Annotated in this window: 20 protein-coding genes; 4 read left to right on the top strand and 16 right to left on the bottom strand. The window is 38.0% G+C overall.

The annotated features are described in order from the left end of the window. Window positions 1-265: integrase core domain-containing protein (locus EZ428_RS23825; protein WP_165501808.1), on the top strand; the 265-nt coding region annotated here is incomplete at its 5' end. Window positions 266-1,745: 1,480 nt separating this feature from the next. On the opposite strand, the gene EZ428_RS23820 is transcribed toward EZ428_RS23825, so the two are convergent. The 13 genes from EZ428_RS23820 to EZ428_RS23760 all read right to left on the bottom strand — a co-directional run bounded on the left by EZ428_RS23820 (window position 1,746) and on the right by EZ428_RS23760 (window position 12,434). Further along, window positions 1,746-1,955, bottom strand: a complete 210-nt coding sequence (locus EZ428_RS23820) for a hypothetical protein (protein WP_131555850.1) — start codon at window positions 1,953-1,955, stop codon at window positions 1,746-1,748. A 142-nt stretch (window positions 1,956-2,097) separates the two neighbouring features. Beyond that, window positions 2,098-2,616: a thermonuclease family protein gene (locus tag EZ428_RS23815; RefSeq protein WP_131555849.1), complete on the bottom strand. Its 519-nt coding sequence runs from the start codon at window positions 2,614-2,616 to the stop codon at window positions 2,098-2,100. A gap of 250 nt (window positions 2,617-2,866) precedes the next feature. Continuing rightward, complete coding sequence (locus tag EZ428_RS23810) at window positions 2,867-3,430, bottom strand: retropepsin-like aspartic protease family protein (protein ID WP_131555848.1); 564 nt, start codon at window positions 3,428-3,430, stop codon at window positions 2,867-2,869. Further along, window positions 3,430-5,004, bottom strand: coding sequence for a hypothetical protein (locus tag EZ428_RS23805; protein ID WP_131555847.1), 1,575 nt, complete (start codon window positions 5,002-5,004; stop codon window positions 3,430-3,432). Before EZ428_RS23805 ends, EZ428_RS23810 begins: the two co-directional genes overlap by 1 nt. Window positions 5,005-5,006: 2 nt before the next feature. Next, on the bottom strand, window positions 5,007-5,939 hold the full coding sequence (locus EZ428_RS23800; protein ID WP_131555846.1) for a hypothetical protein: 933 nt from the start codon (window positions 5,937-5,939) through the stop codon (window positions 5,007-5,009). A gap of 9 nt (window positions 5,940-5,948) precedes the next feature. Further along, entirely contained in the window at window positions 5,949-6,974 is a 1,026-nt protein-coding gene (locus tag EZ428_RS23795) for a coiled-coil domain-containing protein (RefSeq protein ID WP_131555845.1), read from the bottom strand. A gap of 38 nt (window positions 6,975-7,012) precedes the next feature. Beyond that, window positions 7,013-7,612, bottom strand: coding sequence for a PH domain-containing protein (locus EZ428_RS24270; RefSeq protein ID WP_131555844.1), 600 nt, complete (start codon window positions 7,610-7,612; stop codon window positions 7,013-7,015). A 102-nt stretch (window positions 7,613-7,714) separates the two neighbouring features. Continuing rightward, on the bottom strand, window positions 7,715-8,776 hold the full coding sequence (locus EZ428_RS23785; RefSeq protein WP_131555843.1) for a type I restriction endonuclease: 1,062 nt from the start codon (window positions 8,774-8,776) through the stop codon (window positions 7,715-7,717). Window positions 8,777-8,993: 217 nt separating this feature from the next. Then, window positions 8,994-9,284 (bottom strand): hypothetical protein, encoded by a 291-nt coding sequence (locus tag EZ428_RS23780; protein ID WP_131555842.1) that lies wholly within the window; start codon window positions 9,282-9,284, stop codon window positions 8,994-8,996. Beyond that, entirely contained in the window at window positions 9,284-9,616 is a 333-nt protein-coding gene (locus tag EZ428_RS23775; protein ID WP_131555841.1) for a hypothetical protein, read from the bottom strand. Before EZ428_RS23775 ends, EZ428_RS23780 begins: the two co-directional genes overlap by 1 nt. Before the next feature lie 146 nt (window positions 9,617-9,762). Beyond that, a complete protein-coding gene (locus EZ428_RS23770; RefSeq protein WP_131555840.1) occupies window positions 9,763-10,431 on the bottom strand; it encodes a response regulator in 669 nt (222 codons plus the stop codon). An 11-nt stretch (window positions 10,432-10,442) separates the two neighbouring features. After that, complete coding sequence (locus EZ428_RS23765) at window positions 10,443-12,083, bottom strand: ATP-binding protein (RefSeq protein ID WP_131555839.1); 1,641 nt, start codon at window positions 12,081-12,083, stop codon at window positions 10,443-10,445. A gap of 126 nt (window positions 12,084-12,209) precedes the next feature. Then, on the bottom strand, window positions 12,210-12,434 hold the full coding sequence (locus tag EZ428_RS23760; protein WP_131555838.1) for a hypothetical protein: 225 nt from the start codon (window positions 12,432-12,434) through the stop codon (window positions 12,210-12,212). Window positions 12,435-12,798: 364 nt separating this feature from the next. Here EZ428_RS23760 and EZ428_RS23755 point away from each other — a divergent pair, with 364 nt between their 5' ends. Further along, window positions 12,799-13,686 (top strand): hypothetical protein, encoded by an 888-nt coding sequence (locus EZ428_RS23755; RefSeq protein WP_131555837.1) that lies wholly within the window; start codon window positions 12,799-12,801, stop codon window positions 13,684-13,686. Window positions 13,687-14,339: 653 nt separating this feature from the next. Here EZ428_RS23755 and EZ428_RS23750 read toward each other — a convergent pair. Then, the gene (locus EZ428_RS23750) at window positions 14,340-16,364 is read right to left on the bottom strand and encodes a PAS domain S-box protein (RefSeq protein ID WP_165501859.1); all 2,025 of its coding nucleotides are present in this window, start codon (window positions 16,362-16,364) and stop codon (window positions 14,340-14,342) included. Window positions 16,365-16,904: 540 nt separating this feature from the next. Between EZ428_RS23750 and EZ428_RS23745 the strand changes: the two genes are divergently transcribed. Further along, window positions 16,905-17,654: a hypothetical protein gene (locus EZ428_RS23745; RefSeq protein WP_131555835.1), complete on the top strand. Its 750-nt coding sequence runs from the start codon at window positions 16,905-16,907 to the stop codon at window positions 17,652-17,654. Between the two features lie 142 nt (window positions 17,655-17,796). Continuing rightward, window positions 17,797-18,132 carry a DUF2185 domain-containing protein gene (locus EZ428_RS23740; protein ID WP_131555834.1) on the top strand — a complete coding sequence of 112 codons (336 nt, stop codon included), beginning with the start codon at window positions 17,797-17,799 and terminating at the stop codon, window positions 18,130-18,132. Window positions 18,133-18,293: 161 nt separating this feature from the next. Here EZ428_RS23740 and EZ428_RS23735 read toward each other — a convergent pair whose 3' ends face one another. Together EZ428_RS23735 and EZ428_RS23730 are read right to left on the bottom strand one after the other, a co-directional pair. Then, a complete protein-coding gene (locus EZ428_RS23735) occupies window positions 18,294-18,935 on the bottom strand; it encodes a zeta toxin family protein (protein ID WP_131555833.1) in 642 nt (213 codons plus the stop codon). After that, complete coding sequence (locus EZ428_RS23730; protein ID WP_131555832.1) at window positions 18,922-19,185, bottom strand: hypothetical protein; 264 nt, start codon at window positions 19,183-19,185, stop codon at window positions 18,922-18,924. The genes EZ428_RS23735 and EZ428_RS23730 overlap by 14 nt, the downstream gene beginning before the upstream one ends. Window positions 19,186-19,189: the final 4 nt, after the last annotated feature.

The following is a 19,189-nucleotide window of genomic DNA, read 5'->3' as shown; positions in this document are numbered from 1 at the left end:
AAGAATAAATGGCATCCTTAAACACGAATACCTGAACCAATACAGAATCAACAATATAACAGATGCAAGAGAGTGCCTGCGATCTTCAGTCGAACTATACAACAATGAAAGACCGCACTTTAGCATTGGCCTGCTAACACCAGAACTTGTACATTCACAAGAACTGAATGTTGAAAGATTATGGAAAAACTATTATACAAAAAATACTAAAATTGTAAACCCATTACAGGACAATGAAAAAACTGTAAATCAATATCAGGATTAAATAAAAAACTGTAAACTTTTTTTAGGACGATACACTTGCCTCGGCTTCCCGAAGATAAATCGGGACAGGCTTTGACAGCCGAAGAGTCAAGTCGTTTTTCGGTAGTGTATATTGTTTTTTGCCCTCAAGATTGCTGCGCAATATTGGCTTGAACCAAAAGCACCAAACCGAGCCCTTCAGCGAGCTCATTAATACCAAAATCAATAAACACTGATTAATAAAGTTCAAGGCTGCAAATGCCTCCTCGGATAAGTACGTCAATTGTTTTTAAACCGCAAGCTGAGCCGTTCGGCGAAGAGCCTCAGTTTTTCGGCTGTAGTAGTTTTGTTTTTGCCCTCAAGATTGCTGCGCAATTCTCCACCTTGCTAATTTATCGCTAGATAGAAGATATTGCTTTAAACAATTAACTAATCTCCTTCCTTTTGCTTCCGATAACTATCGGGACAAGTTGGGTATGACGCTCGCCGGTCGTAGCCCTTATGGTCGGTACGGAACTTTGCAGGTAGACGACTATACTGTCCCCCGCTGGAGAGCCAGCTCCGATCTTACATCGGAGGGGTTGGGAGAGGAAAGAGTCTAAGCCTAGCAATCGCATTACGATGCCTCCCGATTTTACATCGGGAAGCATGACGCTCGCCGGTTGTAGCCGCCAAAACACAGCCACCAATCCCCTCACTGGCGCATTCTTGTGTGCGGCCAAGAGCTTATCGAGACTTATGCCAAACGGTGATCACACTCGCCAGAAGATGAACCAGCCTTTTACTTGATTCGTGTATCGTTCGTCTTTGGTTCGTCTTTGATCCGTCTTGCGTTCGGGAAAACCGATTTGACATAGGCACCAAATACCAATCATATACAGGTGAAGTAGGCTTTAAACATAAGCCTAGGAGCAACTGTGTAACTAGGAATACTAAAGGTGATAACGATGGGTGGCAAACAACAGACTGCAAACGATAAACGGCAAACGATTTTTTTCGAGGTTTCTTCGGGAACTGTTCGGGAAGCCTTCGGGAAGTGTTCGGGAAGGCTTCGGGAAAGCTTCGGGAAACGTTCGTCTCTTTATCGGGACCATCCCGAAGCGGAGCCGATAAAAACCCGAAGCAGACACGACCACGTTACGCACCCTTCTCGAAGCAGATGTAACGGTGTGCCGAACAGGCGTAAATGCGAGATCAATGGACTACTAATTACTGGGGCAAGGCGCCAGCAGTTAAACCATACTGCACCATACCTACAATGACAATGCATCATCTTATGGCCATTATTATAATTTTAGTCCAATCGAAAAAATAGTAACCTTATACGATGAAAAAGTAGCTCTATTAGAAAGGTTATTGGCTAGTGAGAGAGAGAAAGTTGAGATTTTGAAGGGCAAATAAAAAGCCTTGGGATTATAAATCCATTTTTATAAAAAGTTCGAGATGCCTTTCAGAACATCTCGAACAGCCGAGTTAAGAGTACATACAACTAAAACATAATTCTAGGTCGTATGACAATAATCAGAACAAGTTTTACAACCGTTAATACTTTTGTAGGGATGTTTGCGCTTCGCTTCTGTTACAGCAGGGGTGCAAGAACTATAATTCCCTAATTCGTCATAGTTCTGTGTTGGATAATACCTACATCCATTTTCGTGTACCTCATGATCTCCATTGGCTTGTTGATTAAGGTTTAATCTGTAAGTGCTCATTTTTCTTGTCTTTAAATGTTAAGAATTAATTGATTTAACTACTGCTAGTAGCATATTAAAGATAGAATTCCATTATCGCTAATAGTTACGGGAAACCGTAGGGCTTAATTTTTAGATGTTTAGAAAACTGCTACAACTCAACTCACAACTTATTATTCTTTCTCCAATTCCAAGGCGGCGTAGGATTTGGTTCTTGCCAAAGACCAACTTTGTTTTGCCTTGCTTCGGCTTCCAGCTCATCATAAATTACAGCAGTAGAATACCTTGTAAAATGCCAGGCCATCCCCTGCTTCACCATTTCTTGGTTAACAATTTGCTTTTTATTGTTAATGATCACCGCTATCAGTCTTTTGTACCTGTCGTAATTCTCTCCTTGCACAGTTACCATTTGGCCGAAACACAAGTCTGAAAGGGCGAGTTTGGCGTTGCTGCCAAAAGGCTGCTTCCCTCTTTTTTCTGGGCAATCTATATGTGCCAAACGGATTTTTACTGGCTTATTCTCGTAAAGCACTTCCATCGTATCCCCATCTATAATGCGGATAACTTTGGCAACGAAAGTTTGGTTTGATAAGCTAGCCCCAATAATTGGCTGAAAAACCTTCTCTTGGCTACAGCCCAGGCTGAGTGTGAGCAATAAAAGCAGCGAAATTATTCTTCCCATTTACACATGGTTTTACCTTGTTTTTTGGCTTTATCTAGCGTTGTTTTAATAATTCTGTAATTGCAGTTGATCAACCCACGACACTTAACGTCGAGATGATATCTCTTGGCGTTTTTACTATCGCAGAGATAAACTGTTGTTGGGGGGATTTTTAAAGTTGTAAAGGTTACGAAGAGTAGCAGGGATAGGGATTTCATTATGTTATTAAAAGAGTTAACTTGTTTTTTTGAACGAATTATAGATTAATGCTTTATCGGAGTATTATTTGGTTATTCTCATTATCGATCTCTATATGCCCGAAATTTTCTAATACAGATTGCCCAAGCAAAAGCGGCGAATTAATATTATCAACGACTGTGGCCTTTACATTTTCTAAAATTTTATTTCCAACTTTTACTATTCTCAAGTTAACACTTGTCCCTTCGGATATTTTCCCTGTTGCATCCTGAAAATACTCCATATCTAAAATATCCTCCTTTCTTAATGTGCCTTGCCTATATAAGACACTCGCCTCGGCTGGTGAAATGCAAATACTGCTTGCACCAGTATCAAAAATAAACCGCAATCTTATACCGTTAATCTCTATCCAAACATATTTCACACCGTTCTCGCTCTCCATTTTTAATATACTAAAATCATTTAGATCTATTTTTGGGGACTCTGTCCTTATCTTTTCATCATCTTGTAGAATTTCGTTAGAGCTAATTACATCGGCATTTGATTTCACACCTTTGTTTCTTTCAAAATCCTTATCCTCAGGGTGACTGCATCCTATAACCAAAAGCAGAAGGAAAATAACTGATAGCAATTTCATTATTTGTTTCTATAAGAAGGGATATGTTTTAAAGTATCTGTTACAAAAAAATATCGATTATCTTTTTCAGTGAAGCTTGTTTTATTTCTCTTAAAAAGCTCATTGGCATATTCATCTATTTGCTGGGAGTAAAAGCTGTTTATGTCTGTAGGATTAGTTTTAAAAATTATCTGGACAATTTCATCAATAGGCATATTGGTTCTAACTTTTTTATCGACGAGCCCATAGTCTTTTTCACTCAATTCAGCATTAGGTGCGGGAACCAATTCTTTTTCAATTGTTGGTACCATATTTTTTTCAACCTGTTCCTGTTGCTGTTCTGGCTCACTAATTATCACGGTTTCTTTGTTAGGCATATTGAACAGCAGTAAATAAGCTAGCGTAACAATCCAAAAAACAAGAAAAACCAAACTTAGCACCTTGAAAATTATTTGTTTATCCTCCTTTTGACTTTCCCTTATATCCTTTACTCTTATACTATTTTGCTGACTATCCCAATTATAACTTTGATGAAATATTTCTCTTATATCAGTTGTTGGTTTGGGCTGAGAAAATGTATTGATAAAATTGACCTTGGTTAAATCACCGATGTTTTCCCTGAAAACTTTTTTGTTTTGATTGTAGATTTGTTTTACATCGTTTAATTTTTCACTACCTAATTTCAATTTATTTGAAAGCTGATCAATTTCGCGAGCGAAGTCATCGTAAAAACTATTGATTTTATGCAAGTTTTTTTCAGCCTCTCCTATTGTTTTTTCATTTTGCAAGTGTTGTTCTCTATTCCTGTCAAGCTGCGATTTAAATTCTTCGTATGTTTTCACACGAGCGTCATCCAATTTTTGCTTTTCTTGAGCAAATTCATCTACGGCTTGTTGTATTTTGCGTTTCTTTTCTTCTTTTAACTTTAGGATTTCAGTTTCAAAATTACTCTCGTCAACTGCAATAAATATTCTTTTTTGTCGAACAAACTCCGCTATTTCTTTGCTGTCCGTGAAATAAATAGAGTCATAAACATCCATTAAATCCACAGATTTTTTGAAAAAAGATTCTAGTGTTTTACTATTCGTTCTACAAAATACTACCAACTTTTTATTGGAGTTTAGATTGAAATCTAAGTTTTTTGCAGACTTCAAATGAAAATCTATCTTATCAAAATCTTTCGGATTGGAAAGAAAAAAGTCTTTGGAATGCCGTACGATAATTGTATTGTTGTCAACATTTTTTTCAACTAATGAATTTTGAAATTGGTTTAGATTTCGAATAACAATATTTTCTTCTGCAAACTTATCAACAAATAAAAAGCTGGAACCTATAAAGGTGCCACTTCTATCTGAATCTGGCTCTTTAGCATAAGAGTAAACAGAATAAGATATGATAAAATGGTCGTCTGCAACTTCTTTTCTGATTGAATATATTTTAGTATCTGGAAACAGTTTTATCGCATTAGTATTCAAATCAAATGTTTTAATATTTCTTGCGATGTTGGTTGTTAAATCTGACAACAAATATGATTGCTGGAAACCGTTTGGATTTCCGAATGTGCCAAATGCTGAAATAAAATAATTAATGCCCATTATCAATTAAATAAACTCCATTTTAAGCGTTCCAGAAACGTACCCTCATAATTTATGTCAAATCCTGTAATGCTATTATATAGCCAATTAGAAAGAATTCCTGCAGTATCTAAACTTAAAAGCGTTACTCGCTGGCTCCCCCCTGCAGTTTCAACGTTACCAATGGTATAAAAGGTCTTACTTAATTCATAAGCGTTGATTCTTTGGCTTGTTCTACGAAGGTTATCATTTATGAAATTATCAAGTTCTTCCTCACTTTCAACTTCCATTCTTCCAGACTTGTCCCATTTGGAAATTACAAGGATTAGATTTATCGGCCTTAAATTCTTCCCTTTCCTTTCAAGTTCGTCAAGAAACTCGTTTATAAGTGCATCATCCTTATCTGCGGTATCGTAACTGGTTACGATTATGAATGTTAAAGGCACATTTGAGCTTAAATATTTAGAAATATGACTATTGAAATTACCTCCTCTTTTAATAGCCCTGAGGTCTTCTCCAGAGGCTTCCAAAAAGGTAAGGTTTATAGGCATGACTTTTTTTGATTTGTTATTAGGTTCAAAAACCAAATCCAGTTCTAAGACCTTTCCAACAGTTGTTCGTTCTGGTAATATTCCTTGACGGATGTTTTCGTAAAAATCATAAAGAAGGGTTTGAGCTTCATGAGAATTCGGGGTTCCGATTTTAGGACGTAAAACTCCTGCTTGCGAACTTAAGTGATACAACATAGAAGAAAGTATCACAGACTTTCCTGATTGTGGGTTACCAAAGAAAAAAACAAAATTGCTATCACGATTTTTTATTTCATTTGTTGCCGTTTTAACTAATGGAATCGAATCTACCATAGCTTCTTCGCCTGTGCCAAAAGACATCGGCATTAATCCATCTTCATTTTCATCAAATGACAATGGTTTCAATTCTTCGTTGTCGTTATTCATTCTTTTTAGTTATTTGGTAATTAAAGTTTTTCCTTTTCTTGTATTTAAAATGCTACCCTTACCAATTTTGTCCCTTTCGTCGGCGGGTATCAATAGAATTATGAACATAATTCCAAAATCCAATAAAACACAACCAGCCAATACTACGAACTGAAACATTCCGAAGTTTTTAATAGCGTGATCAAAGGCATAACCTATTTTACCGACTTCTTGAGTTTTAGAGTGAACCAACTCTGTCTTTATTTTTTCTTCCCCCAAAACAGATTTTGCTCTATTGACTAAATCGTTATACTGTTGCAAAGATTTATCAATCTCACCCTGTGCTAGGTCATCAATTTGTTCTTTCGACATTTGAAGCAGTTTTTCGATTTGCCTATTCCAATGTAGTTTTGCATCTTCAACATCATTTTTCAAAGTCTTCTCGGCAGGTGAAAGCTGATCCATCATATCTATGATCTGAACTTCCATTCTTCTTGATAAGTCTTCGTAATCTCCTCTATATACGGTTAATAGAGTTAACTTTTGTCCAAGCATTTTTTCTATTTCGCCTGTTAATTGCAAGGCTTTATTCCCAAAGCCAGGTGTTCCTTTATCCGTAATTTGTTTTGTCAACTGCTGTGTTTTTGAAACTATAGCTTGTCGTGCTTTTTCATCAGTTATGGAATAGTTGAGCTTTTTCTTTATGTCGGCTTCTAAGAAATTATATTGTTCATTAATTTCTCTCAATTCTGTCTTATAAATATCAGTTTTCATAAATCTTGTATACAATGCATTGAAATTGGCAATGAAACAAAATGAAGCAAAAAAGAAATAGATCCAACCCAAAGAAGCAGTTGCATTCCCTATTGTTTTGGCAATCCTAATTTGCCAAAGAAGAAAAAGTAGGATTAAAGAAAGTACTAATGCAATGACGAAAGAACTACCACCAAAAATTTGTTGCAGACCTAACCAAGTTTGATAGAAACTTACACTGATTAATAATACTGCAAGTATTGCCAAAAATAGGTCAGCTGCAGTAATTGATTTTTTATACATGTTTGTCGAGGTTAATTTATTTTTAAATAACTATGGTTTTACATCCGTAAAAGAATCTCATTCTTTTTATTGTCAAATTCTTCCTGAGATAAAATTCCGTTTTCCAGTAAAGCTTTTAATTTCTGCAATACTGCAAAAGGGTCTTCTTGTTGCAGGCTTTCATTTGGTGTTTGAGCGTTGTTAACAACGATACCTCCACCAGCAGCGGCTCTTTTATCCTCTAATTCTCTTTGCCTTCTAAATTCTCTCATTTCTTCTTCTCTCTCCTGTGCAAATTGATACAGTTTTCTCGCCTGGTTTTTTGGGAGATAATCCATCATGTTATTGAGATTCCTTACTGTCCTCATCGTGAATGTAGACCCAATAATTCCTTCTTTAATGTGGCAATCGGCAATATCCTTCCAGTTATAATCGTGAAAGTCCATTGATAAACCAAAGTTCTTAGGCTTACAAAAAATAATCCTCTTATTTGTGAGCGCAATACAATCAGGTGAGAAGTTAATTGCAGGTTTCTTTTGTACAGCAATGTATTCTACCTGTTCATTTGAAGTAAGTAGGCTATTAATTCTTCCTAGCGTTTTTTCTACTGCTTTTGGATCTTGTTCTTCGTTTAAGAACTTTTTTAAATCGTTTATCATCTACTTTGTAATGTTTTTAGCTTTGTATAAGTTTAATTCTGTTAACTAAAAGCTACCACTTTACGGCTACAGCTTCTTTCATTTATAGGCTTAATATTTACTTTAATAATTAGCCACCGTCTGGTGCAACTTTTCCCTAAACCCATAAATCTCATCAAGGCTGTTCAACTGTATTTTTTCTCCAGCATCTTTACCCTTATGAAAAACCTCTAGGTATTTATTGATGGTATTGAAATGAAACCTACAGATGGGTTTACGATTGTTATCGTCTAAAAGAATCCCGAAATAAGATTGTGTATCTCGGGGTGAGATGCGTTCTGAAGGAATTTTTTCTCTTAAAATGGCTTTAACAATCTGAAAGGCATCTAACTCTTCATCGGTTGTTTGCACCTTATCTTCGGCCATGATGGGTTGTGTAGTGGTCTTGATCTCTTTATCGTTGCTATTGGCTTCTTCTGTGCCCAATGCCGTTTTTAAACGGTCGGTAATGGCATCATTTAATACCTGGTTAGAAGATCGCTGTACGAGTTCAGAGAACTGGGTTAAGATCTTTTCTGTTAGTTTGCCTTGGTAAACTTGATTGGCAAAATGTTTAACGAAAATCGGAGAAGGATCTCTCAGCTCTGAAGTTATCAGTGCCTTAAGCTCATTGGTATATTTTAAATCTGATGCCGTATTGGAAATGTTCTCTACATCGAAATAAGACTTATGGAACTTTTTTAGCTCTTCAATTTGTGCATCCTTTATTTCGGCAATGTTAAATTCGAAAAATGGTTTCTCATCCATTTTGTTCACATCATTTAAGTCGGTATAAAACCTATAGAATAAACCATTGGTTAATAAGCCAAATTTTGCCTTGCACACATGGAAATAACGGAACAATTGCGAATTATGTGGATCTAATTTTTCTAGGTGATGTTTGCATTCGATGATAATGATGGGTTCACCATCTTTCATAATGGCATAATCTACCTTCTCCCCTTTTTTAATGCCAATGTCTGCAATAAACTCTGGGTTAACCTCAAATGGATCAAACACATCAAAACCCAATAATTTAATAAAAGGCATGATCAAGGCATTTTTGGTGGCCTCTTCGGTTTGTATTTGTGGTATCATTTTATTGGTTCTGATACCTAGCTGTTTTACTTCGTCCTTGAAATCCATTTTTGCTTTAAGAGAATTAATTAACTGAGATGATATCAAAAGTAACTAGCAAGAAAATGAGTTCTTTACGGGAAACCGTAAAGTCGGATTATTTTTCACAAAGGCTCAAACAGGCCAAAAGATGGCCATAAACGCCATACAGCACTGTATTTTTCAACCGAAGAAAATTTGACATTGCACACGATAGCATTTTTACCATGAAAGTGTGTGCGGTCAACTACTTTCTCACGCTCTTTCCAAGTAACTTAAACTGAAATGTTTTTACGTTACCTATTACCATGGTGCTGTCCAGGTCTTCATCCCATACGTTGATATTAACCTTACCATCTAGCACGATGGTGTTACCACCAAGGTTATTCCGGTAAATTTCAGTAATTACACCAGTAGCTGTTCGGTTATAATATTTACGGTGTTGGAAGTTATTGGTGAGGCAAGCGCTTAAGGTAATGCTGATGGCCGCAGCTAAAAAAAGAAGTCTTTTGTTAAGGGCAACAATTAGGTGATTCATTAATTTGCCTTTGGTGGTAGAGGGATTTCCGATTTTTCTTTTCTCCAGAGGTTTCCTTGAAGCCGTTTGATGGAGCGAAAAGTTGTTTTGGCACCTACCTTCATTTTGGTTGTATCCAAGTGTTTTTTCCAAACGTGTACCAGGGTATCATTCCCTAACCTGAACCAAATAAATGTTAAACCTTTCCTTTGGGTAACATAGGTTTCGGTGATGATACCCTCAACGGTTTTCTTGTTTAACCTTGGGCTCATTTGTTGATAAACAACGGTTTTTTGTGCATGAACGGCAGTTACCGTAAAGACAAGTAATAAGAGCATTAATAATTTTTTCATGGTACACCAAAAATAAAGTACCACGAGTTGGCTTACTTACGGATATCCGTAAGTCAGGAAAATATTGGAAAAGATTTAAATCTTCATCCTTAAGACCATTAGCCCTATATGCGTACTGAATGGCCAAGGCTATTTAAGGAGTATAATTAAATGATGTGCCTATCTTTACAATGCGCAATGAGTTGTTCGTTGGTAGAGAAGTTTAATATCGTTTTAACGGCATTTAAACGTTTCTCTATGCTACTTAAACCCGAGGGCTTGATGTTATTCCGCTCTAGATAGAAGGGGATATCCTTTTGTGGCATCCCATTGGCCAATAAGGAAATGATTGTTTTTTCGAAATCGGTAAACACATATGAGTTTTCGTCTTTCAGACCTTGTTTAAGATTTGGGGAGAGGTAAGTCTTGTTGTTGGCAATGGTTTGTATGGCTAATTTTAAGTCCTTGGCATCATGGCGTGCCTTGGGTACAAAAGCATCAATACCTAAATCTTTCATTAAGGCTTGCGCCACCGCAAGTCTATTTTCTATCGTAAACACCAATACCTTTAAGTTTGGCTGTACTTCTCTAACTGCTTTAATGAGCGCTGAACCACCAGAGATTTGTTGTGGCCTGTCATCCTCAAAAGAAAGGTCTGTAATGAGCAATTCGTAGGGCTGCCCTTCTCTAATTCCTTTTTTTACCCGATTGAAGGCGTCATCACAATAAAACACATAATTTGAATTGTCATGCACAATTTCGAGTTCTGACAATGTTTTTTGAACAGAGATACTCACGCTCTCGTGGTCTTCGGCAACTAATACTTTTTTAAACATAAATGAGGTAGCTAAACAACCGGAAAAACGATTAGAATCTTTAGTCCCTTTTCCAACTTGGTGTCAAAGTTAATTTCGCCTCCAATATGTTCTATACGGTTTCCCGTATTACGGAGTCCATTTTTGTATTGCACCTGTTCTGGCATGCCAACGCCATTGTCTATATAGCTGATATAAATGCGTTTATTTTTTTGTTCAAACAATAGCTCAACCGCTGTGGCATGGCTATGTTTCTTCATGTTCACCATTAATTCTTGCAGCACATGTTCAATTTCATGTTTCGCTGGGTCATTTAACCTTGTCCACAACTCATTTGTATTGCCTTTAATGATCACTTTGGTTGTTGGAGTGGTAAAAGCCTGTAATAGGGCTGTTATTTGAAGGCTAAAGTTGTGCACGATAGGTTTCGTCTCCTCCACCTCATAAGAAATATCACGAGATTTTTGGTACATCTGGTCTAGTCTATCCAACATCTCCTCTCTGTCTAATCCTTCTGTATTCTCTATCTCTGTCATTACCCTGTACAAACCATTGGCTACTACATCATGCACTTTTTTTGAGGTCTTGAGCCTGCTTTCACGGATGGCATTTTGGGTTTCTAATTCTATTTTTTGCTTTCTTTTTCTATACCAGATAATGAAAATACCAGTTAAGGCAATAATAGCAATTAGGCTGATGACAATTAAAGCTTCTCTTCTAGCAATCTGATATTTCTTTTCGGTATTATCTTTTTGAAGTTTAAGTGTGTCGTAGCGAATTAATGCAAACTGGTTTTTTGCTCTCGCTCGTGCTGATTGTAAGCTATCGCTAAGCTTTTCATATTGCACGAAATATTGCTTAGTTGCTTTCGGTGAACTTAGTTTAACCAATTTATATAGCGCTTCTAATTGATCGTCTGGGCTGCTCAGTTCTTTAGCAACTACCAACATTTTCTTTGCATAATCAACTGCAATCGTATTATTTCTTTTACTGTAAAAATCGGCCAATCGAGCATAACAGAAATTCTGTCCAAATTTCTCTCCTAGTTTATCATTAATAGCTAGCGCCGATAATAATTCTGGTTCAGCATTATAGTCAGGGTTTTGGAGCCATTTAGCCGCTGCAAGATTTGCCAAAGCCCTTGCGTAATTAATAGTTTCTTTCGGAACACTCCTTACAATACGTGCATAAATATTAATGGCCGCATCAAAATTTTTAAGCTCTTCATAAACTTTCGCCTTGTTGTTTAGATATATAAATCTGTCGGTATCTATGGTAGCAAACTTTAGTGCCTGGTTATAAAATCTTATTGCTTCCGAGTAATTTTTTAGACGATAATTAGCAAGTCCTATATTGTTATAATTGGAATGGATATACCATAAATGATCTTTGTTCTTTTCGTTCAAGTAAGGAAGTCCAGCTAGTGAAATTTCTTGTCCCCCAAAATAATCCCCTTGACCGGTCGAAATGATTGCCATGCTAAGCAGACAATAAATTACACCAATGCTATCTTTTTGAATTAGAAATTCGTCTTTTGCAAGACTATAATATTTGAAGGCACTGTCAGTTTTTCCTGAGATTGAATAATTATATGCTTTTGTCTGGTTTATATTTTTTTGGACTTTTATTTCCTTTTTTGGTTGCTCTTTTGAACAACCAGATAGGATAATCATAAAGAGCGTAAAGAGAGAGAGACGTTTCAAAATTCCTGTTTTCTACTAAGTTATAGAATAAAAAAGTTTCTCCTAACAATAAAAAATTAATTTAAAGAAATGGGGCGAACCAGTCGCCCCATTATCTTATTCTGGTTTTGGTGGTGGAGGTGGAGGATTTTGTCCAGCACCGCCGCCAGTACCTGTACCGGTACCTGGGCCATCTCCGTCTCCTGGCTCAGGGTCTGGTTCCGGATCTCCAGTATCACCACTGGTTGTATTTACGATAGTGGTTTGTGTATTGCAATTGGCAGGATACGATGATGGGTTTACCAATCCTAATAGGATGGCAATAAATAAAGGTATAAACATGATACTCAAAAATTTAAAAGTTGAAATACTATGTAGCTCCCCGCCTTACGCGGGGTTTACTACGTTGGTAAATCAGAAGGCCTTCTGAAATTTTTGGGAAGTGATGAGGTTCAATCACGGGAGCTTATAACTGCTTCCCAAACCGGTTACTTACCACCGTGATATCCACTCATTTTGAAATCTGTTTGATACATTTACTTTGTTTGGCGTAAACGACTGTCCCGACTTCTGGAAACAAAGATGGGGGCTGTAATTCACTATTAGTTAAGGAATTCCGATGATTCCTTTAATTCCGATAGAATTCCGGAAAACCGTAAAAATTCCGAAAATTCCGACCTATATTTACAGGTAAATCCCTAAAATAATGCGCTCGGAATATCAAAAGGCAGTACTCGATGCCTATCAAAAAAAGAAAAGTGAAGGTCTAATTTCTATTAATTTAATTGGCCTTAGCCCAGGGCAGTTGGGAGATGAATGTATCAATGTTTATAAAGAACGTCCCTCTGATGAAGATGAAGGAACCTTAAGGTCATTTTTTGGTTCCAGAAATCAAGCACCATCATACACAGAGATCATAGAAAATGTAGATATTGATAAATTCAGACCTGTAAAAAGCTTTATAGTTGGGAAAACGACCAATCCAGAACTAAGAGTAGTTGAACTATTGGCATGGCTGATAGATTTTAAGCCTAGGCCCTATCCGGTTTGGTTAATAGAAAAAAACCCAGGAAAAATAACATTACCTCCTGAGCCACCAACTCCTAAACTATCTAAAGCTATTATAACCGTATTATTAATTGCTTTTTTAGGTTTTGCAATTTATTCTTATCTAAACTATGGGGCAAATAAGGTCTATCTGCCTGCAACTACACAAGAAAAGTGTATGCATTGGACAGGTAATCGTTATGAACCTATTTCTTGTGCCGCCCAAACCAGTACCACACCCATCATAGGCATCGACTTTCAAAAATTAAATCATTTTAAAAAAATCAACACACCAGACAAATTAACCAAGTACGATTTGGGTAAGGTTTGGTACGCGAAGATATATCGCAAAGTAGAATTTTATACAGATAGCGGTATGCACCCCATAGATACCAATAGAGTATTGAGACCATTAACTGACTATATGTTAAAAACCCATACCTCCTATTATAGGTATTTGCTTAATCTTCTATTTTGGGCATTGGGTGGCATTGGTTTATTATGGCTCCTTGTTATCATAGCACGTAAATATTTAGTGTTCACATGAGTAAATAAATCTAATTAACATCTGTGTATGGGAGTGCGCAGAATGGGCTTTTATTGGATCTAATCAATAAGGATAATCAAGTATAAGACACGGTTAACTGTTGTAAGTGGTTAATTGGTGAGTTGGTTAATTGGTTAACTGCCCATTCCTTCGCTCGTTTTTCGTCTCTGCGTCGTCGTTCCTTCGTCGTTCGTTCGTCTCGGCTTCGTTTCAGGCTCGCCACAACGTCGCTACTGCGTCGTAACAGCGTCGCCACTGCTTCGGTCATGGAGCGAAGAAAGGACGACAAACAGACGACCGAGTACATAACTTGTTAGCTCCCTGTTAGGTTGTTGTTATGATGCAGAACCGAAGGAAAGGCTATGGAGCGAGGAGCGGTGAGCGAAGGTTGGGAGTTCATTGGTTCATTAGTATCATTGGTTTTACAGAGCTTTTGAAGAGGTGCTTTTGGGTTAGAGACCTCTCCTCGCTGCCTGCCTGCGGTAGGCAGGCGCTCCTTCGAGGTGACGGCATAATGAAGGGGCTGTGCATCTCTCGGACTTTCCGACTTCTTCCGTTGTTCGTTAACTACAGGTTCTTAATTGTGGTTGGTGCCATTGCCAATCACTAAGCTTATTACATTGGTATGGTGATTATACAGCCGATAACGCAATTTACCTGGCAATCTTGGATCTTTTGGTAATTTCGTTGATAACCTTATCAAGCTCGTTTGCAGATTGCAATAAGTAATCCAGGGTTTCGTTGCTTTCCTTGGCACCTTCAGTATCCTTGAAAAGCCCTACAAGCCCCATGATCCTTGCCAAAGGAGCCCTGATCAAATGGGATTGCATCCATGAAATATCCTTTAGTTTTTCATTCTGTATTTCCACGGCCTCCACATAGGCAAGGTTTTTAGTGATGTCGTTTGCTATAATAATTTTTGCACTTCGCTGGTTGTAGATAATGCTATTGCTTTGCACTTCTACTTTTATCAGTTCTCCAGATTTCTTGCGGTGGGTAAAAATGCCTTGTTTAACAAACTGTGTTCTTCGCTGTGTAGCACCCAGCACTTCATCCAATCCAGGCATCTCTCCTAGGGGCCTAATATCCCTGATCGTCATGGAAAGAAATTCTGCCCTTGTAAATCCATAATGCATGATTGCCGCCTGGTTAACATCCAAAAACGCTAAGGTTTCAACATCGAAAACCCAATTTGGCAGCGGACTTAGCTGAAAAAGTTCACTGTATCTCTTTTCTGAGTCTATCAGTAGCGCTTCTGTTGCCTTATTTTCAGTAATGTCTTTAAAATATACAGAAAGTCCGCCATCTGAGGGATAAGCACTAACCTCATACCATTTTTCAAGTGGAGCATAATAATCTTCAAACCGAACAATCCTATTCTCTTTTATGGCCAAATGATATTCCTTGTAGGAATGAGAGTCTATTGAATCAAAAAAAACATCCCATAAATTATGCCCCAACATCATTTCCTTAGCTTTCCCCAACGCACTTTCGGCAACATTATTCCAATAGGTAACCACCCAATTCCTGTCAACTGCAAAAAAAGCATCGCCTATGCTTTCTAAAATGGTATTTCTTTCCCTCAGTAAAGCTTCTATGGCAAGTTCCGATTTCTTATGCAAATCAATATCCTGAAAGCTTCCCCTTATCCGGATACACACATTATTATAAAATTCTGGCTCACCTATTAAACGCACCCATTTGAGGTTACCTTTTGCAGTGATAATCTGTATTTCGGTATCAAAAGGGATGCAGGATGTTATTGCCTTTTTCATCATCTGCCTAATTGCCCGTTTTTCAGTGGCCCCTTTATAGAAGTTAATATTTTTTTTTAGGTTAGGTTTATAGTCTGCGGGCACTTCATGGATAATTTTTGTCATTTCAGACCAATAGGCCTTTTTTTTGATAATGTCAAACTCCCAACCCCCAATACCAGCTAGATTTGTGGCCTTGTGCAGGAGGTCTTCCAGTTCCTTCTTATCGGTTATGTCCTTGGCCACGGTAAATATTAACCCTTCTTCTGAAGCTGGAGTAGAAGTCCAGGCAAGCCATTTGACCTTTCCAGATTTGGTAATGCACCGATTTTCAAAATAGAAAGGCTTATCTCCTTTATTCAGCTTCTCTAGGCTGGTCATGATCCTTGCCTGTTCCTCTGGATGGATCAGTTTAACAAGGGGTTTAGCCAATAGTTCTTCTTCGGTATATTCCATTAGTTTGCACATGGCCGGATTAACCTTTTTAAAATAGCCATCTATCCCCACTGTACAAATTACATCAGGAACCTGCTGAAAAATTTCATTGTATTGTGTTTCAAGTTTCCTGCTTTCCGTTACATCCCTTTCAATTGAAATCCAATGGGTAAACCAGCCTTTTTCATCTGCAACCGGCGATATGGAAATGTTTAGCCAGAATTCTTCGCCATCTTTCTTATAGTTCAAGATCGTTATTTCGCAAGGCTGCCACTTGATCATGGCCTCTCTCATCTTCCTGAGTTCATTTTTATCTGTTTTGGGGCCTTGGAGAATTCTTGGCGACTTCCCGATAACATCTGAAGCAGCATATCCTGTCATTGTTGTAAATGCTTTATTTACATAAATGATTTTTGGCCCAGGTTCTTGCTGGGGCTCAGCCTCGGTAATCATAATTGCATCTTTTGTATGGCTAATTACTGAGTCCATCAATTTCAGATGGTTTTGCTGTTTAAGCAAGAGATTCCTTTCAGAGACAGTTAACGCTTTTTGAACAGGCATGATTATTATTTTGCAGAACGTGTATCCTAATTGATAAGGCGAGGTGAGCAGGTAGCGCTTGATAACTGACCTATGAACTTTCGGGGCAGTGAGCCAACTTAGGTAAAATATATGGGTTAATAGGATATTTTCCTAGATAATGGGGTTTATCCTAAAAGTAGACACTTCGTTGTTCCCTGCCTGCCGGCAGGCAGGGTTGCTCGTTGTCCGTTGATCGTTTTACATCTTCCCTCCTCAACAACTCAACAACTAAACATCTTTTCCCTTCTTCCGGACTTTCGTACCTCTTTCGTTGTTCGTTTAAGAAATAGGCCCTATAATTGGCTTTGCGACTCCACAGCTCACCGACTTTGCGACTCCACAACTATTCAACTCAACAACTCCCAACTTCTTTCGTTGCATATAATTGTAGCTTGACGAATTTATAATTTCTATATATATTTGATTCAGACCAATACCAAACCTTTCATGAAATCGCTCTCCCTTTTTGCCAAGTTCAATTTTAGCTTGTTTCTACTAGCATTAGTGCTCATCTCTTGTAAAAAAAATGAAGCTACCGAAAGCACCGAAACCAAAACATCAAGCTTTGGCAACATTGCCTACTTTGCAAAAGCTTCTTTAGAACCTGTGAAATCAGGTATCGGCGTTATTACCATTAATGGCGACAGCGTGGTTAAAACTGCTTGGTCATCAGCCTCTGTGTACGTAGAAAAAATATCATTTACAGGCAGGAGCAATAATTTGCTTGATACCACGATTATCATTGAAAAAAACCTTAATATTTTTAGTGCAAACACCTTGGCTGGGGTAATCAAATTACCTGCAGGTTCTTACAAGGATGTTAAGGTTAAATTATATTGTAAAAAATCACTCAGTTCAGAAAGGGCATTTACCTTTAAAGGAACATTTGTGAATAAAAAAGGGGCTGTAGATAGTCTACTAGTTGGCAGTTCCCTACCTTTTGAAGCTAATCTTGCTGTACCAGATATTACCATCAAGCAGTCTGACAGCTACAAGGTTACATTTAACTTCGACTTAAACAGAGTCCTATTAGGGATTTCCACTGCTATGTTAGAAAACGGAGCAAGATTTTATAACGGCACAGACGGAAAAAAAATGTATGTAATCTATAAGGGAGGCTCTGCTAGCGAACCATTCTATGATCAGGTAATTGCGAATTGGCAAACGGTGGCGAGTGTTACGGTAGTTAAAGAGTAGTTGTTGGACGTTGAGCGTTGAGCGTTGGGCGTTGGGCGTTGGGCGTTGTTCGTTGGGCGTTGGCTACAGCTAGAGCAGCAATATCGATTTTGTAGCAATCCCATATTTACTTATCTTCCAAAAAGAAAACAAGCTAAAGGTTATGGTCAAAAAAGAATATAAGCTAAAGGCAGGGCAAATTATACAGCTTATACCTGAAATGGGTGGCTGCTTTGCTACAGACCGAATTACAGTAGAGGGATTAAAAATTGGCTATATGTATCGAGAAGAACCCGAAGAAGAGCTTGACAATGGATGGAGATTCTTCGAAGGAACTGAAAGTGACGACTATGTTAACGATACGAATAACATTGGGATTTATTCTGCGAATACCATTGCCAACTATGACCCAGCTATAATCCCTTACCTAGATCTACCTTATGGAACGGAACTGGAAAGGATTGTAGGGACCGCCAAGTTTCAAATCATACCACAATAAAAAATTGCCATTAACGCAAAAACCCCAGATTGCGCTGAGGTTTAATTAGTATGCAGAACCCAAACTATTTACAATATAGATTGTACTTGCTGTTGGTGTTCTCACCAATGACTTAACTTATTACACGTGGTACGGGAATAACACCGACCATAGGGCATACCCTACTTTAACCGGGCCAATTCAGCTGCCATAAGCGGCATCCCCTTTTTAATCCAGTTTTTTTTCAGTGCCTTTGCAGAAAGGTACTCAAGGCCAGCCTTTTCCATACTGCAAAGAAGCGTCGGAACGACCATCCCGTCATATAGTTCTATCCTTTCAAACGTTTGGTATTGCGTATTTATATGAATTAGGTTGCTTTCATAAACACCTTTGATGGTATCGGGCCTAACATAATGGCCTCCTTCCAAAACACGTTGTTCAACCCTACCAATACAGTCACTGACCTTATCAAGACACAGATAATTGAGCTGGACTTGATAACCCGAAGCCTCAAACATGTCAATGTATCTCCAGTAATCCGGATGGGAAAGTGGAGTCTCCAGTACAAAATGTGAGCGAGAATCTATTGCCTCAATCATTTTACCCTTAAGTTGGGCCTCCATTAACCTTGTAGCGCGTGGCGTTTGCTCGGACTTAGGAACGCCCACCTCTTCTAGCTTCGCTTCGAATTCAACCCGAACATTATCCCTGTCAAATGAAACTATGCCTTCAAAGGCCAGAGGTAACATGGTCTGGATATGGGTAGATTTACCAGAACCATTTGGGCCTGAAATAACAAGCAGCGTTGGCCTAGAGTAATCCATAGGACTTGCGAACTTCTTCAGCCTGTCGTTCCTTTAGTATTTTGACCACTCGTGTGATGAATTTTTTGCCTGCAGATTTCACTTCCTGAATTTCAATCCTGCCATCTGGAAACTCCTTGTAGACCTGTCCGTCGGGAAGGTCTTCAGAAAGAATAAGAAAAGGCAGATTGTTGCTAAAATTCCTGTGACGCAAATATTTTATCGTAACCAGGTATTTTTTATGTTTTTCCTCTAGTTCAAGATCTACCATAGCT

Origin of the sequence: Pedobacter frigiditerrae (assembly GCF_004331645.1) — a bacterium.
In the GTDB taxonomy this organism is placed as follows: domain Bacteria; phylum Bacteroidota; class Bacteroidia; order Sphingobacteriales; family Sphingobacteriaceae; genus Pedobacter; species Pedobacter frigiditerrae.
Note: the sequence above shows the minus strand (reverse complement) of the source record. Positions and strands in the feature narration are given on the sequence as shown.